At 70.4% G+C, this 13,502-nt stretch carries 16 protein-coding genes; 11 read left to right on the plus strand and 5 right to left on the minus strand.

Annotated features, from left to right (window positions below; genetic code table 11):
* Positions 1-18: 18 nt before the first annotated feature.
* The 5 genes from ACFW0G_RS02760 to ACFW0G_RS02780 all read right to left on the minus strand — a co-directional run bounded on the left by ACFW0G_RS02760 (position 19) and on the right by ACFW0G_RS02780 (position 3,618).
* On the minus strand, positions 19-348 hold the full coding sequence (locus tag ACFW0G_RS02760; protein WP_378322928.1) for a winged helix-turn-helix domain-containing protein: 330 nt from the start codon (positions 346-348) through the stop codon (positions 19-21).
* Complete coding sequence (locus tag ACFW0G_RS02765) at positions 335-847, minus strand: hypothetical protein (RefSeq protein ID WP_378322929.1); 513 nt, start codon at positions 845-847, stop codon at positions 335-337. Before ACFW0G_RS02765 ends, ACFW0G_RS02760 begins: the two co-directional genes overlap by 14 nt.
* A gap of 116 nt (positions 848-963) precedes the next feature.
* Positions 964-1,800 carry a phosphatase PAP2 family protein gene (locus ACFW0G_RS02770; protein WP_378322930.1) on the minus strand — a complete coding sequence of 279 codons (837 nt, stop codon included), beginning with the start codon at positions 1,798-1,800 and terminating at the stop codon, positions 964-966.
* A 28-nt stretch (positions 1,801-1,828) separates the two neighbouring features.
* Positions 1,829-2,737 carry a serine hydrolase gene (locus ACFW0G_RS02775; RefSeq protein ID WP_378322931.1) on the minus strand — a complete coding sequence of 303 codons (909 nt, stop codon included), beginning with the start codon at positions 2,735-2,737 and terminating at the stop codon, positions 1,829-1,831.
* Positions 2,734-3,618, minus strand: coding sequence for a LysR family transcriptional regulator (locus tag ACFW0G_RS02780; protein WP_378322932.1), 885 nt, complete (start codon positions 3,616-3,618; stop codon positions 2,734-2,736). The genes ACFW0G_RS02775 and ACFW0G_RS02780 overlap by 4 nt, the downstream gene beginning before the upstream one ends.
* Positions 3,619-3,722: 104 nt before the next feature.
* Here ACFW0G_RS02780 and bla point away from each other — a divergent pair, with 104 nt between their 5' ends.
* The 11 genes from bla (at position 3,723) to ACFW0G_RS02835 (ending at position 13,502) form a co-directional block, all read left to right on the plus strand.
* A complete protein-coding gene (bla, locus tag ACFW0G_RS02785) occupies positions 3,723-4,640 on the plus strand; it encodes a class A beta-lactamase (protein WP_378322933.1) in 918 nt (305 codons plus the stop codon).
* The gene (locus ACFW0G_RS02790; RefSeq protein ID WP_378322934.1) at positions 4,637-4,999 is read left to right on the plus strand and encodes a hypothetical protein; all 363 of its coding nucleotides are present in this window, start codon (positions 4,637-4,639) and stop codon (positions 4,997-4,999) included. The genes bla and ACFW0G_RS02790 overlap by 4 nt, the downstream gene beginning before the upstream one ends.
* Positions 5,000-5,175: 176 nt before the next feature.
* Complete coding sequence (locus ACFW0G_RS02795) at positions 5,176-6,093, plus strand: diiron oxygenase (RefSeq protein WP_378322935.1); 918 nt, start codon at positions 5,176-5,178, stop codon at positions 6,091-6,093.
* Positions 6,094-6,097: 4 nt separating this feature from the next.
* Positions 6,098-7,603 (plus strand): FAD-dependent oxidoreductase, encoded by a 1,506-nt coding sequence (locus tag ACFW0G_RS02800; RefSeq protein ID WP_378322937.1) that lies wholly within the window; start codon positions 6,098-6,100, stop codon positions 7,601-7,603.
* 389 nt (positions 7,604-7,992) lie between these two features.
* Complete coding sequence (locus tag ACFW0G_RS02805) at positions 7,993-8,844, plus strand: LLM class F420-dependent oxidoreductase (RefSeq protein ID WP_378322938.1); 852 nt, start codon at positions 7,993-7,995, stop codon at positions 8,842-8,844.
* Between the two features lie 61 nt (positions 8,845-8,905).
* Positions 8,906-9,244, plus strand: a complete 339-nt coding sequence (locus tag ACFW0G_RS02810; RefSeq protein ID WP_378322939.1) for a hypothetical protein — start codon at positions 8,906-8,908, stop codon at positions 9,242-9,244.
* Between the two features lie 30 nt (positions 9,245-9,274).
* A complete protein-coding gene (locus ACFW0G_RS02815) occupies positions 9,275-9,991 on the plus strand; it encodes a Crp/Fnr family transcriptional regulator (protein ID WP_378322940.1) in 717 nt (238 codons plus the stop codon).
* A 126-nt stretch (positions 9,992-10,117) separates the two neighbouring features.
* Entirely contained in the window at positions 10,118-10,879 is a 762-nt protein-coding gene (locus tag ACFW0G_RS02820; RefSeq protein ID WP_378322941.1) for a hypothetical protein, read from the plus strand.
* 73 nt (positions 10,880-10,952) lie between these two features.
* Positions 10,953-11,819 (plus strand): helix-turn-helix transcriptional regulator, encoded by an 867-nt coding sequence (locus tag ACFW0G_RS02825; protein WP_378322942.1) that lies wholly within the window; start codon positions 10,953-10,955, stop codon positions 11,817-11,819.
* Positions 11,820-11,928: 109 nt separating this feature from the next.
* Positions 11,929-12,786, plus strand: coding sequence for an oxidoreductase (locus ACFW0G_RS02830; protein ID WP_378322943.1), 858 nt, complete (start codon positions 11,929-11,931; stop codon positions 12,784-12,786).
* Positions 12,783-13,502 carry an SDR family oxidoreductase gene (locus ACFW0G_RS02835; protein ID WP_378322944.1) on the plus strand — a complete coding sequence of 240 codons (720 nt, stop codon included), beginning with the start codon at positions 12,783-12,785 and terminating at the stop codon, positions 13,500-13,502. Before ACFW0G_RS02830 ends, ACFW0G_RS02835 begins: the two co-directional genes overlap by 4 nt.

Raw genomic sequence — 13,502 nt, forward strand, 5'->3', positions numbered from 1 at the left:
CGGCCACGCGGGAACCGCTCAGTGCGGTTCTTCCGCGTGGTGCGCGCTGCCCGTCTCCTCCGCCTGCGCCACGATCCGGTGCAGCGCCGCGACATGCGCCCGCAGCGCCTCGTGCCCGGCCTGGCCCAGGTTCAGCCAGGTGCGCGGGCGCTTGCCAACGTAGCCCTTCTTGACCTCGACGTACTCCGCCTTGGCCAGGTTCGTGATCTGCTTGGACAGGGCCGAGTCCGAAAGGCCGACCTCGTCGCGCACCCAGCCGAACTCGGCCCACTTCGTGGCGCCCAGCAGGGCCACGATGGACAGCCGGGTCGGATCCAGCAGGAGCGGGTCCAGGTCAGAAGCGGCCATCGGCGGGCCCTCCCTGGCGAGGACCGCGCCGCGCCAGCGCGACCAGCGCGTCGTTCAGCTTGCGCCCGAACAGGATCAGCGCGAGTCCCAGCACCGCGCCCATACCGGTCCGCAGGTAGGGAATGGGGACGTTCAGCTGCAGCATGGCGACCGTGATCGACAGCGCGCATCCCACGGCGACCACTGCCAGCCCGATGAACACGGACCTCGGCGGGATCGCCCGCCGGTCCAGCCGCGCGCCGTGTCCCAGCAGCGCCCCGCCGCGGCGGGTGCGTTTGGCCACCACGTAGCCGACGACCAGCACGGCCAGCACCAGATTGCTCCACGCCACCGCGTCCGGCAGGAAGTCGGTGATCGCCATGTACAGGAAGAACACCACCCCGAACACGACGTCGACCCAGCGCGCCCCGTACTGGGCGGCGCCGACCGCTTGGGCCTTCCGCCGGTCGATCCCGCGTAACGCGTTCGCCGCCTCTTCGGCGGACGGTTTCTCGGTCATCACTGCCTCCCCTGTTCTTTCTTGACCAGAAGCTCTTTCCTCCAAGGAAAGTACCTAGTCACTTTCCTCTCAGTCAAGTACTTGCCCCAAGGGGCACCCAAGACTCGCCGAAGGACTCAGGCGCGGGTGGTCGCCGCAGGTTCCGCCCGCAAGAGCACGGCAAGGAAGATCACCACGGTCAGCGTGCTGAACGCCGTCGCGAGGGCGCCCGCGACCGGGAAGAGCGGCTCCCCTGCCACGCGCGCCACCGTCCATACGCCGTAGCCGAGCAACGGCACGATCCCGAGCAGGCCGCCGAGCAGCCGCTCGCGGCGCGTGAGCACGCGAGCCCCGCCACGCCGGACGAGCGCCGCCACCCCGAAGCACGCGACGCCGAGGGCGAGCAGATTTCCGCCGACGGTGTCACTGAGCCGATGCCAGCTGAGCGTCATCGTCATCTCCGCGACGCCGAGGACCGGCACCGCGCCCACGAGCGCGGTCACCCCGCGCCACGCGGGCGGCACGACGATGAGCAGGCCGAGCAGCGCCGAGGTCGCCATCGCGACGTGACCACTGGGGAAACTGTTGTCGGGATTGGCCGGATCGTCGACCAGGTTCGGGCGGACGAGCACCCAGCGCACCAGGATCCGGTCGAGCGCCGCGGTCACCACGATGACCGCCGTGCCGGCGGCCGCGAGCGCCGGACGACGGCGCAGCAGACCGACGAGCACGACGAGAAGCAGCACCGCGCCCACGGAGTACTCGTTGACGTGGTCCAGCCAGAACGTGGCACGCACCACGGACGGCGTCTCCGGCGACATCGGCGCGCGCTGGAGCACGGCGAATTCGAGCGCCTGCCCGCGATGGGTCCAGACGAATCCGAAATAGACCGTCACGAATCCCACGACACAGGCGACCGCGGCGAGAGCCGGAAGACGGGTCGCGCGGCCGGTTCCGCGCGTCCCGGCGGCCACCGTCTGTCCTTTGTGGATAGACATGGGATCAGGCCGCGCCGCCGCGCAGGTGATCGCGCAGCGTCCGCGCGACGCGGGCCATGAGCACCTCCGCTTCGGGCTGAACACCGGCGGGCACCCGGGATTCGGTGAGCGCGGCGACGGCGAACACCTGGCCGTCGGCGTGCTCGACGACGCCGACCTCGTGCCGCAGGTTCAGCAGGGTCCCGGTCTTGGACGACCACCGCGCGGCGTCGGAGGCGAAGTCCGGGGTCAGGCGGTGGCGCAGCAGGTTGAGGCCCATCAGCTCGCGCACGCGCTCGGCGACGTCCGGGTCGATCTTGGACGGCGTCCACAACGCCTGCGCCAGGTCGACGAACGACCGCGCCGAGCCCGCGTTCGCGCGGGTGACGTCGAGCTGGGCGATCCGGTGCCCCTGCCCGGCCGTCACGGCGCCGATCGCCAGCGCGTGGGCCAGGTCGACGTCCGCGGGTTCGAAGCGCTCGGCGGGGGTGTCGAGGAGATCGCCGACCAGATGCCGCACGAAAATGCCCGACAGGCCCCATTCGCCGAGCATCCGCGTGACCTCGGCGGGCGGAGTCAGCTCGAACAACGCGTCGGCCGCAGTGCCGTCACTGATCGCGACGGACAGGTAGAGCAGATCGTCGATCGCGATGCGGGCGGGATGCCGGAACCGGGTCAGCCCGGTCGGCCCCGGCGTCGTGTTCTTGCCGGGCGCGACCTCCAGCGGGGTGGCGCCGTCGAGTTCACCTCGGCGGATCCGCTCCTGGGTCGCGAGCACGAGCGGGACCTTGACCAGCGAGGCGATCGGGAACTGCAGATCCGGGTCGATCCCCAGCTCGGTCCCGGACCGCAGGTCGCGGACGAGGAAGGAGCCGCGCAGCCCGCCGTCGTCCAGCTCGGCCCGCAGCTGCCGGATCAGGCCTTCCGCGATCACCCGTCCCCTTCCTTCCCCGGCGCGCCGAGACAGCGCGCGACCCCCTCCCGCAACCGGATGCGCAGGTGGTCGGCGTCCTCGCCGAAGCCCGCCGTCACGTCGAAACCGCGCGCGAGCCGGATCTCCCCGATCGGCCGCCACTGTAGCCCGAGTTCGCGAGCCTGCTCCGCCGAGCACAGCAGCAGATCCGCCGACCCGAGGACGCTCGCGGCCGCCGAGGTCAGCGAGTCGGCGACGGCCACCTGCGCGGGTCGCAGGCCCACCGCGTCACGGACGCGCAACACCCTGTCCCGGACGTGCGGGACGTCGTCCTCGGGCTGGATCCAGACCCGGCGCCGCGGGGAACCGGACCGCCCGGCACGCAGCGTTTCCAGATGGACGGTGGCCGCCTGTGGCTTCGCGACCCCGGCCAGGCCGAGTGGGACGACCCACACCGCGTCCTCGGCCGGGACCGCCGTGATCGCGGCCCGCACCTCGTGGCTCCGGACGAGTTCGGCGCGTTCGCCCGGTGGTGCCGAACGGAACTCGAGGAAGATCTCCAGCGCACGAGCCTCCGCACCGAGTTCGGCGAGATCGCGCGTCGGACAGGTCTCCGGCACGGCCACCAGCAGCGGCTGGAGCTTGGCCAGCTTCGCGTCGTGTTCCATCGCGTCGGCCAGGTGCACGAGACGTCGGGCCGAGGGCAGCATCGCGCGGCCGAACGGGGTGAGCCGCGCCCGGCGCGTGGAGCGGTCGAACAGCCGCTCGCCGAGCCGTTGTTCGAGCGCGGCGATGCGGCGGCTCGCGACCGGCTGGGGAATGCCGGCGACCGCGGCGCCCGCGGTGAAACTCCCGGTCTCGCTCACACTCACGAACGCCTTGCAGCTGCCGACGAGATCCACCACCTCACTCTATGCGATTTTGGCATCAAACTGCTCATTTCTGTCTTGGACAGCATGAGCCGAACGGGGAAGACTGCGGACATCCCGCTGACGAAAGGATTCCCGTGGCGATTTCCCCTGTCCGGCGAGTGGCCCTCACCGCGCTCACCCTCATCCCGCTGGTGGCCTGCTCCGCTCCCCAGACCACGCCCGCTCCCGCGCCGCCGTCGGCCCAGCAAGCGGCCACGACGCAGCAGACGGCGGCGTTCGAGCAGCTTGAACGCACCTTCGACGCCCGGCTCGGCGTCTACGCGGTCGACACCGCGACAGGCCGCGAAGTCGGCTACCACGCCGACGACCGCTTCGCCTACGCCTCCACGCACAAGGTGTTCAGCTCCGGCGCCCTGCTGCAGAAGATTCCGGTCGGGGAACTGGAGCGGAAGGTCACCTACGGCACGAACGACCTGGTGCCCAACTCGCCGATCACGAAACAGAACCTCGGCACCGCGCCGACGGCGGCCATCTCGCTGCGCGCGGCCATGGACGCCGCCCTGCGCTACAGCGACAACACCGCGGACAACCTGATGTTCCGCGAAATCGGCGGCGCGGCGGGAATGGCCACCGCACTGCGCGGGGCCGGGGACACGACCACCCACGCCGACCGGATCGAACCGGACCTCAACGAGGCCACACCCGGCGACATCCGGGACACCAGCACCCCGCGCGCCTTCGCGGGCAGCCTGCGCGCGTTCGTCCTCGGCGGCGCGCTGCCCGAAGACAAGCGCAAAATCCTCACCGACATGATGCGCGCCAACACCACCGGGAACGCGCTCATCCGCGCGGGCGCCCCCGCGGGCTGGCAGGTCGCCGACAAGACCGGCGGCGCCGACTACGGGACCCGCAACGACATCGCCGTGCTCTGGCCGCCGGAGCGCGCCCCGATCGTGCTCGTGGTCTTCTCCGACAAGAAGGCGAAGGACGCCAAGTACGACGACAAGCTCGTAGCGCAGGCGACCACCGCCGCGCTCGACTCGCTCCGGTGAGCAGACGGCGTCGCGACCCCGGGTACCGGCTGCTCACCCGCTGGCTCGCCGTCCTGCTGCTGCCGCTCGCCTGGCTGACCGCGCCGCGGCGCGCCCGGCACGTCGCGTGCCAGTGGGCGCTCGCGGCCCGGTTCCCCGCCGAGGACCTCACCGGGCTGACCCCGGCGACGCGCGCTGCCTTCACCGAGGCACGCACGCGGGCACTGTGGGTTGACGGCCTGCCGATCGGGCTGACCTCGGGATATCGCGACGCCGGGGAGCAGGAACGCCTGTTCGCCGCCGAGGTCCGCCGCAGTGGTTCGCCCGCGGCGGCCCGGTCGCGGACGTTGCCCCAGTGCCGAGCTGAAGGACGCCTTTAGTGCATCCAGCGCACTGAAAGCGTCCTTCACCGCGCTCAACGCACTGAAGGCGTCCTTCAGCACTCCTGTGACCTGCGTCACACTCCCGTTAGGCCACTCGCGAAGTATGTGTGACTTCGAGTAACGTTACCTGAAGTAACACCTAGAACGTCACCACTTCGCTCAGGGAGCGTTCCATGACCAGCAGCATCGCACGGGACCACGCAGCGCCGCAGGACCCCGGCCGCGACGACGTCGCGCGCCGGCTGCTGCAGTCCTCGGAAACCCTGTCCTACGACCCGGCCAAGGAAGTCGACTGGGAGACCCCGCTCGACACCGCCGACCACGGCGCGAGCCCCGAGTGGAGCACGCTGTACCGCACGTCCTACTGGGCCGAGATGACGCCGGAGCAGCAGCGCGAGCTGACCCGCCAGGAGGCGGCGTCGGTGGCCAGCACCGGCATCTGGTTCGAGATGATCCTGCAGCAGATGGTGCTGCGCGACTTCTACGCCAAGGACCCGACCGACCCGGCCTTCCAGTGGGCGCTGACCGAGATCGCCGACGAGTGCCGTCACTCGATCATGTTCGCGCGCGGCGCCGCGAAGCTGCGCGCCCCCGCGTACCGCCCGACCCGGGTCGTGGTCGAGCTCGGCCGCGCGTTCAAGACCATCGCCTTCGGCGAGGCCGCCTACGCCGCGATCCTGGTCGCCGAAGAGGTCCTCGACGTCATGCAGCGCGACTGGATGCGGGACGAGCGGGTCGCCCCCTTCGTCCGCACCATCAACAACATCCACGTCGTCGAAGAGTCGCGGCACATGAAGTTCGCCCGCGAGGAGACGAAGGCCCGCCTGGAGGGCGCGGGCAAGCTGCGCCGCCAGATCAACGGCCTGGTGGTCGCGATCGCGTCGTACTTCATCGTCACCAGCATGGTGAACAAGAAGGTGTACGCCAACGCCGGGCTCGACACCAAGCGCGCACTCCGCGAGGCGAAGGCGAACGAGCACCACAAGTCGCTGATGCGCTCGAGCTGTGCCGGCCTGATGGAGTTCCTCAACTCCGCCGGGCTGCTCACCAGGGCGTCGACCTGGTTCTACAAGCGCGCCAACCTCATCTGAGCCGATGGCCTTCGCGATCACCCAGACCTGCTGCAACGACGCGACCTGCGTGTCGGTGTGCCCGGTCAACTGCATCCACCCGACCCCGGACGAGCCGGACTTCGGGACCACCGACATGCTCTACGTGGACCCGGAAGCGTGCATCGACTGCGGGGCCTGCGCGGACGCGTGCCCGGTCGACGCGATCTTCCCGGTCGACAGCCTGACCGAGTCGCTCAAGCCCTACGCCGAGATCAACGCCGCCTTCTACGCGGACCGGGCCCCGGCCGCGGCCACCGACCCGGCGCCCAACTTCCACGCGTGGGGCCCGCCGGTGTTCGACCGCGACATCCCCAGCGACTTCGCGCCGCTGGACGTCGCGGTGGTCGGCACCGGCCCGGCGGGCATGTACGCGGTCGAGGACCTGTTGCTGCACACCGGTTCCCGGGTCACGCTGATCGACAGGCTGCCGGTCGCGGGCGGGCTCGTGCGGTACGGCGTCGCGCCCGACCACCCGTCGACGAAGAAGATCGGCGAGACGTTCGCGCGCTTCCACAACCACCCCCGGCTCCGGATGCGGCTGGGCGTCGAGATCGGGCGGGACGTCACGGTCGACGAGCTGGCCGCGCGGCACGACGCGGTGATCTACGCGGTCGGCGCGTCTTCGGCGCGCGGCCTCGGCCTCCCCGGCGAGGACCTGCCCGGCAGCATGGCCGCGACCGAGGTGGTCGCCTGGTACAACGGTCATCCCGACACGCCCGCCGACGCGATCGACCTCTCGGCGGAACGCGTGGTCGTGATCGGCAACGGCAACGTGGCGCTCGACGTCGCGCGGATCCTGACCGCCGACCCGGCCGACCTCGAAGGCACCACCATCGCCCCGGAGGCACTGGCCCGGCTGCGGTCGGGCAAGGTGCGCGAGGTGGTCCTGCTCGCCCGGCGCGGCCCCGACGCGGCGGCCTACACCGGCCCGGAACTGCTCGCGCTGGCCCAGCGGAAAACCGCCGACCTCGTCGTGGACACGCACGATCCGGAGATCGCCCGCGTCATCGACAATGCGGCCGAGGGTTCCAAGGCGGCCCTGCTCCGCGACGTCGCGCGCGAGACCGTCGACTGGTCCGTGCCGCCACGGCACGAGAACCGGCGCATCGTGCTGCGCTTCCACTCCGCGCCACTCGAATTCCTCGGCGACGCCCAGGTCCGCGGGCTCCGCGTCACTGGTCTCGACGGTGACGTCCAGCTCCCGGCGGGCCAGGTGATCCGCGCCGTCGGCTACCGGGGCACGCCGGTGCCGGGGCTGCCCTTCGACGAGGAGACCGGCACCATCCCGCACACCGGCGGACGCGTCGAAGGTCGGCAGGGCACCTACGTCGTCGGCTGGATCAAACGCGGCCCCAGCGGCGGCATCGGCGCCAACCGGGCGTGTGCGCACGAGACGGTCGGCTCCCTGCTCGACGACGCCGTCGCGGGCGGAATCACCGCTACGCGGCGCCGTTCCTCCGTACTCGGCAAACTCACCCGCCGCCGCTGATCCGCCCCGGCACACCGGCTGCATTCGTGTTGCTCACGGGCTCGTCGTGACGGCTGGGGTTTTCGCGCCGCGACCCCGGCTGTCGCGAACGCTCCGTTCGCGACGTTGAGCGTCCCCAACGGAGCTTTCGCGACGTCGGGCGATGCTGTCGGCCTGTGCGGGAAGTTCCAAGGGACGCCCTTGGTGCGTTGAGTGCGACGAGGGCGTCCCTCGGTGCGGCGAGCCCCGCGGACCCCATGCGCCCCAGTGTGGCGTTCGATGCGTCCAACGCACCCAATGCCACATTGGGGCGCTCGACCACGGGATCACCCGCGCCGCCGAATCGTCCACAGTGGACGCCAGCACGTAGCCCATTGCAAACTGAAACACGTTCTATTATCGTCGGTCTCGTGAGATACGGGATCGTGTTGTTCACCAGCGACCGGGGCATCACCCCGGCGGCCGCGGCACGCGCGGCGGAGGAAGCGGGCTTCGACTCCTTCTCGGTGCCGGAACACACGCACATCCCCGTCAAACGCGAGTCGCCGCACCCTCGCACCGGCGACTCGTCACTGCCGGACGACCGGTACCTGCGCACGCTCGACCCGTGGGTGGCACTGGCCACCGCGGCGTCGGTGACCACCCGGATCCGGCTCTCGACCGCGGTCGCGCTCCCGGTGGAGAGCGACCCGATCACGCTGGCCAAGACCGTCGCGAGCCTGGATCACCTCTCCGGCGGCCGGGTCACGCTCGGCGCCGGGTTCGGCTGGAACGTCGACGAGCTGACCGACCACGGGGTGCCCGGCAACCGGCGCCGGACCGCGCTGCGCGAGTACCTCGAGGCGATGCGTGCACTGTGGACGGACGAAATAGCCGAGTACGACGGCGAATTCGTCTCGTTCGGGCCGAGCTGGGCGTGGCCGAAGCCGGCCCAGCCGCACATCCCGGTGGTGCTCGGCGCGGGCGGCACCGAGAAGAACTTCCGCTGGATCGCGAAGCACGCCGACGGCTGGCTGACCACTCCGTCCGATGTGGACATCGAGGGGCCGGTGGGCCTGCTGCGCGAAATCTGGCGCGACGAAGGCCGCGCGGGCGAGCCGGAGGTCGCGGTGCTCGCCGGGCGGCCCGACCGGGAGCAGCTGGCGCACTTCGCGTCCATCGGCGTCACCGAGGCCATCTTCGGCCTGCCGGACCGGTCCGCGGAGGAGATCACCGCGTGGATCGGCAGGCTCGCCGGAAAACTCGACCTCCCGGCGCGGTGAGTTGCCCCGAACTGTTCGGTAGTGAACGGATCGGACGGCTCGCGCATGGTCGACTGGTGTCATGGCAATGGTCGCGCGACGGGTTGTGGACGATGTCGAGTACGCGATGGTGCTCGTGGAACACCTTTTCGATCTCGACGAGGCCGTGCTCTCGGTCATGGGCGCCAAGAGCACGGTCCGGCCGAGGCCGGGCACCCGCGTCGTCCCGTTGAAGACCTCCGAGGTGCGCGCGGCGCTGCAGTACACGGCCCAGCAGGGCGGACGCCATCACGAGATCGTGGCCCGTTTCCGCGAGGAGGAGCCGGGTGGCCCGCTGCACCTGCTGGCCGACTGGATCCGCTCGGAACTCGTCCGGCTCGGGATTTTCACGGCGGACCAACCGGCCGCCTCGCCCCGGTGACCGCCGAGCACTACGGTCCCCTTCGGCACCATGTCGGCAGCGCGGGAGGGCGCCTGGATGAACGGGACAGCGGCGGGGCGGCAGCAGCCGTTCCTGGATCGGGTGGACGAGCGAGCACGGGAACGACTGCTCCAGATGGGAACGCAACAGGAGTACGCCCCCAAGCAGCCGCTGATGCGGACCGGGGAGCCCGGGGAGTACGTGATGCTGCTGCGCCACGGCTACGTCAAGGTCGCCAGCGTCGACCAGGAGGGCACCGCGATCATCCTGGACATCGGGGTCCCCGGCGATCTGCACGGCGAGATCGCGGTCGTGGCGGGCGGGACGCGGATGGCCGACGTGGTCGCGATCGACCGGGTACAGGCCAGGCGGATCGGGGCGAGCGAGTTCGAGCGCTTCCTCACCGAGCACCCGGCGGCAATGAAGGAACTGCTGATCAGCGTGTCCCAGCGGTTCGTGGTGGCACAGCAGCAACGCACGCAGTCGTGGAAACCGCAGGCGATCACGCGGGTGGCCCGGCGCCTGGACTACCTCGTCGACGCGTGCGGCGTCGAGACCGACGAGGGGTGGCGGATCGCGATACCGCTGAGTCAGGACGAGCTGGCGCAGTTCATCCCGATGGGCCGCACCATGGTCGCCAAGGCGCTCAACACCCTGCGCGACGAAGGCATAGTCGCCAGCGCCCGGAAGTCGTTCACCGTCACCGACCGCTTCAAACTCCGCGAGCGGGCGGACACGGAAGTGTGACACAGATCACTGAATCGTGGCACCTGTGTGGTCACTTCTGTTCGGTAGCGAACAGAACTCTCGCTGGGTAGTCGTGACACTTCCCCTTGTCGCGAAACATACCTCGAGGGAGGGGGAGAGGTCACGATGTTCGCATTGACCTCCAGCCGGTTCAACGCACGATCACACGCGGTGCTCGCGGTCGACATCGTGGGCTCGTCGCAGGCGAGCGACGATCTGCTCGATCCGATGAAGTCCGAAATGGAAACGCTGGTGTCGCACGCCTTGAGCACGGTCGGACTGTCGTGGGACGACGCCCGCCACTTCCGGGAAACCGGGGACGGCGTGATGCTCGCCTACCCCGAGCAGGCACTCGGACGGCTCGTCGAGCTGGTGTTCCACCTCGATCACCTGCTCCGGTCCCGCAACCGCTACGCCCGCACGCCGATGCGCGCGCGGGTCGCGGTCCACACCGGCCCGATGGCCGAGAACCACCGCTACCACCGGACCTACATCACGCTGACCAGGCTGCTGTCCGCCACCACGTTCTGTGACGCGGTCGCCTACTGGTGCCGCAACGACCCGACCGGCGACAAGTTCGGCGCCGGTCTCGTCCTGTCGCACGAGGTCTGGCGCAACGTCGTCGAGCCGTTCAGTGTCGCGCTCGTGCCGCCCGCCCGTTGCGCGCGCATCAGCGTCACCACCGCGGACTTCGCCGACAGCGCCTGGATCCACCTGCCCGGGCTCGACGCCGAGAGCGCGCTCGCGAGCCTCTCCCCCCACGCGAACGCACTGGCCACCCTCGTCCCGGCCAACTCCGGTGCCGCGTCGCCGAGCGCGCCCCAGTCAGGAACTTCCCTGCGCACCAACGGTTTCCGCCCCTTCGGCAGGGGCGAACGCGGTGCCTGAGCCGCGATCCTAGGAGTACCACGGCCACCCTTCCCGCTCCCCTGCCGGTCCTTTCCGACCTAGCCTGGTGGCCATGGACAGCGACAACGCCCTCGGCACGTTCCTGCGGGCCCGCCGGGAACTCGTGCGGCCCGAGGACGCCGGCCTGCCGGTCACGGGCCACCGCCGGGTCGCGGGCCTGCGCCGGGAGGAGGTCGCGCGGCTCGCCGGCGTCAGCGCCGACTACTACGTGCGGCTGGAGCAGGGCCGGGAGCGGAACCCCTCGATCCAGGTCGTCGACGCACTGGCCAGGGCCCTTGACCTGGACGAGGAGGCGCTGGCCCATCTGCACCGGCTGGCGCGCCCGGTCCGCACCCGTCGCCGTCCGGCCGCGCGGCGCGAGCGCGTGAGCCCGAACCTGCTGCGCATGCTGGACGGCTGGGAGCGCGCCCCGGCAGTGGTCCTCGGCCGCTGCCTGACCGTGCTGGCACACAACATCCTCGGCCGTGCCCTGTTCGCCGGGCACACCTACAGCGGGGATCTCGTGCGGCTGGTGTTCCTCGACCCGGACGCGCGGGAGTTCTACCCGGACTGGGAGCGGGTGGCGGTCAACACCGTCGGCGGGCTCCGGTCCGCGGCCGGGCTCGACCAGGACGATCCCCTGCTGATCGAGACGGTGGGCGAACTGTCGGTGAAGAGCGAGGCGTTCCGCGACCTGTGGGCCCGCCACGACATCCGGCAGAAAACCCACGAGACCAAGCGATTCCGGCACCCGCTGGTCGGCGAGCTGACGCTGACCTACGAGGCGCTGACCGTCAACAGCGCGCCCGGCCAGCAACTGGTCGTCTACCAGGCCGAGCCGGGCAGCCCGTCCGAAGAGGCGTTGGCACTGCTCGGCAGTCTCACCGCGAGCGAGTCCGCCGAACCCAGGTTGTCCGCCGAGGAGCGCAACCACCACTGACCGGGAATCCACCCCGTTTCCTGCCGCCTGACGTCGTCTTGTCACGCGGTTCGTTCAAGCACGCACTGAGCCCGTTCAAAAATGAGCCCATTCAAAAAAGAGGAGCATCATGTCCGTCCACGACACACCGGTCTGGTTCATCACCGGTTGTTCCACCGGCCTCGGCCGGGCACTGGCCACCGCGGTCCTCGATCGCGGCTGGCGCGCGGTCGTCACCGCCCGCCGGCCCGAGCAGGTCGCGGATATCGTCGCGGGCCGCGAGGATCGCGCGCTGGCACTGGCCCTCGACGTCACCGATTCCGGCCGGATCCGGGACTCCGTCAAGCAGGCCGAGTCGGCTTTCGGCCACGTCGACGTCCTGGTCAACAACGCCGGTTACGGCTACCTCGCCGCCCTCGAAGAGGGTGAAGACCACGAAGTCCGGAACCTGTTCGACACCAACGTTTTCGGCCTGATCGAGATGACCAAGGCAGCCCTGCCGGGTATGCGGGAACGCCGCGCCGGGCACATCGTGAACGTTTCGTCCCTCGGCGGCCTCGCGGCGTTCGGCGCCACGGGGTACTACCACGCCACCAAGTTCGCGGTGGAAGGCCTTTCCGAATCGCTCGCGGCCGAGGTCGCGCCGCTGGGCGTCAAGGTCACGATCGTCGAGCCCGCCACCTTCCGTACCAACTGGTCCGGTCCGTCCATGCGTCAGTCCGAAATCCGCATCGACGACTACGACGGCACCGCCGGCGCGCGCCGAGTGTCCACTTTGGCCAGTTACGGCCACCAGCCTGGCGACCCCGACCGCGCCGCCGAAGCGGTCATCACCGCGGTCGGCGCCGACGAACCGCCGTTGCGCCTGCTGCTGGGCAAGGCCGCCTACGACATCGCCACGGCCCGGCTCGGCACCCTCCGGGAGGGCTTCGACGCCTGGCGCGACCTGACGCTGTCCGCCGATTACCCCACCGAGGTCACCGCATGAGCATCGTCCTGATCACCGGCGCGAGCAGTGGTATCGGCGAGGCGACCGCGCTGCGGCTCGCCCGCGAGGGACACCACGTCGTGCTCGGTGCCCGGCGCGAAGACCGGCTCGCCACGGTCGCGGCGGAGATCCGCGACGCTGGTGGCAGCGCCGACGTCCGCCGCCTCGACGTCACCGACCGCGCGAACGTCGCCACGTTCGTCGACGACGCCGCGCGGGAACACGGGCGGGTCGACGTACTCGTCAACAACGCCGGCGTGATGCCACTGTCCAGATTGGACTCATTGCTGGTCGGCGAATGGGACCGGATGATCGATGTGAACATCCGCGGCCTGCTGCACGGGATCGCCGCGGCCCTGCCGCACTTCCAGCGCGCACACGGCGGGCACTTCGTCACCATCGCCTCCATCGGCGCGCACCAGGTGTCCCCCACCGCGGCGGTGTACTGCGGCACCAAGTACGCCGCGTGGGCGATCACCGAAGGCCTGCGCCAAGAGGTCGACCCGAGTATCCGCGTCACCACGATCTCGCCCGGCGTCGTCGAGTCCGAACTCGCCGATTCCATCACCGAACCTGGCGCGAAGGACCTGATGCGGACCTACCGGGCGGAGTCGATCCCCGCCGGCGCCATCGCCGAGTCCGTTTCGTACGCCATCGGCCAGCCACCCGGCGTCGACGTCAACGAGATCGTCCTGCGCCCCGCGGCCCAGCGCTAG

Origin of the sequence: Amycolatopsis sp. NPDC058986, assembly GCF_042741125.1 — a bacterium.
Taxonomy (GTDB): Bacteria; Actinomycetota; Actinomycetes; order Mycobacteriales; family Pseudonocardiaceae; genus Amycolatopsis.

Bases quoted from the DNA above. Each gene is read 5' to 3' on its own strand.
- ACFW0G_RS02815 (WP_378322940.1), top strand. From the start codon at position 9,275: ATGTCGGCAGCGCGGGAGGGCGCCTGGATGAACGGGACAGCGGCGGGG.
- ACFW0G_RS02835 (WP_378322944.1), top strand. From the start codon at position 12,783: ATGAGCATCGTCCTGATCACCGGCGCGAGCAGTGGTATCGGCGAGGCG.
- ACFW0G_RS02795 (WP_378322935.1), top strand. From the start codon at position 5,176: ATGACCAGCAGCATCGCACGGGACCACGCAGCGCCGCAGGACCCCGGC.
- ACFW0G_RS02800 (WP_378322937.1), top strand. From the start codon at position 6,098: ATGGCCTTCGCGATCACCCAGACCTGCTGCAACGACGCGACCTGCGTG.
- ACFW0G_RS02825 (WP_378322942.1), top strand. From the start codon at position 10,953: ATGGACAGCGACAACGCCCTCGGCACGTTCCTGCGGGCCCGCCGGGAA.
- ACFW0G_RS02830 (WP_378322943.1), top strand. From the start codon at position 11,929: ATGTCCGTCCACGACACACCGGTCTGGTTCATCACCGGTTGTTCCACC.
- ACFW0G_RS02820 (WP_378322941.1), top strand. From the start codon at position 10,118: ATGTTCGCATTGACCTCCAGCCGGTTCAACGCACGATCACACGCGGTG.
- ACFW0G_RS02765 (WP_378322929.1), bottom strand. From the start codon at position 847: ATGACCGAGAAACCGTCCGCCGAAGAGGCGGCGAACGCGTTACGCGGG.
- ACFW0G_RS02810 (WP_378322939.1), top strand. From the start codon at position 8,906: ATGGCAATGGTCGCGCGACGGGTTGTGGACGATGTCGAGTACGCGATG.
- ACFW0G_RS02760 (WP_378322928.1), bottom strand. From the start codon at position 348: ATGGCCGCTTCTGACCTGGACCCGCTCCTGCTGGATCCGACCCGGCTG.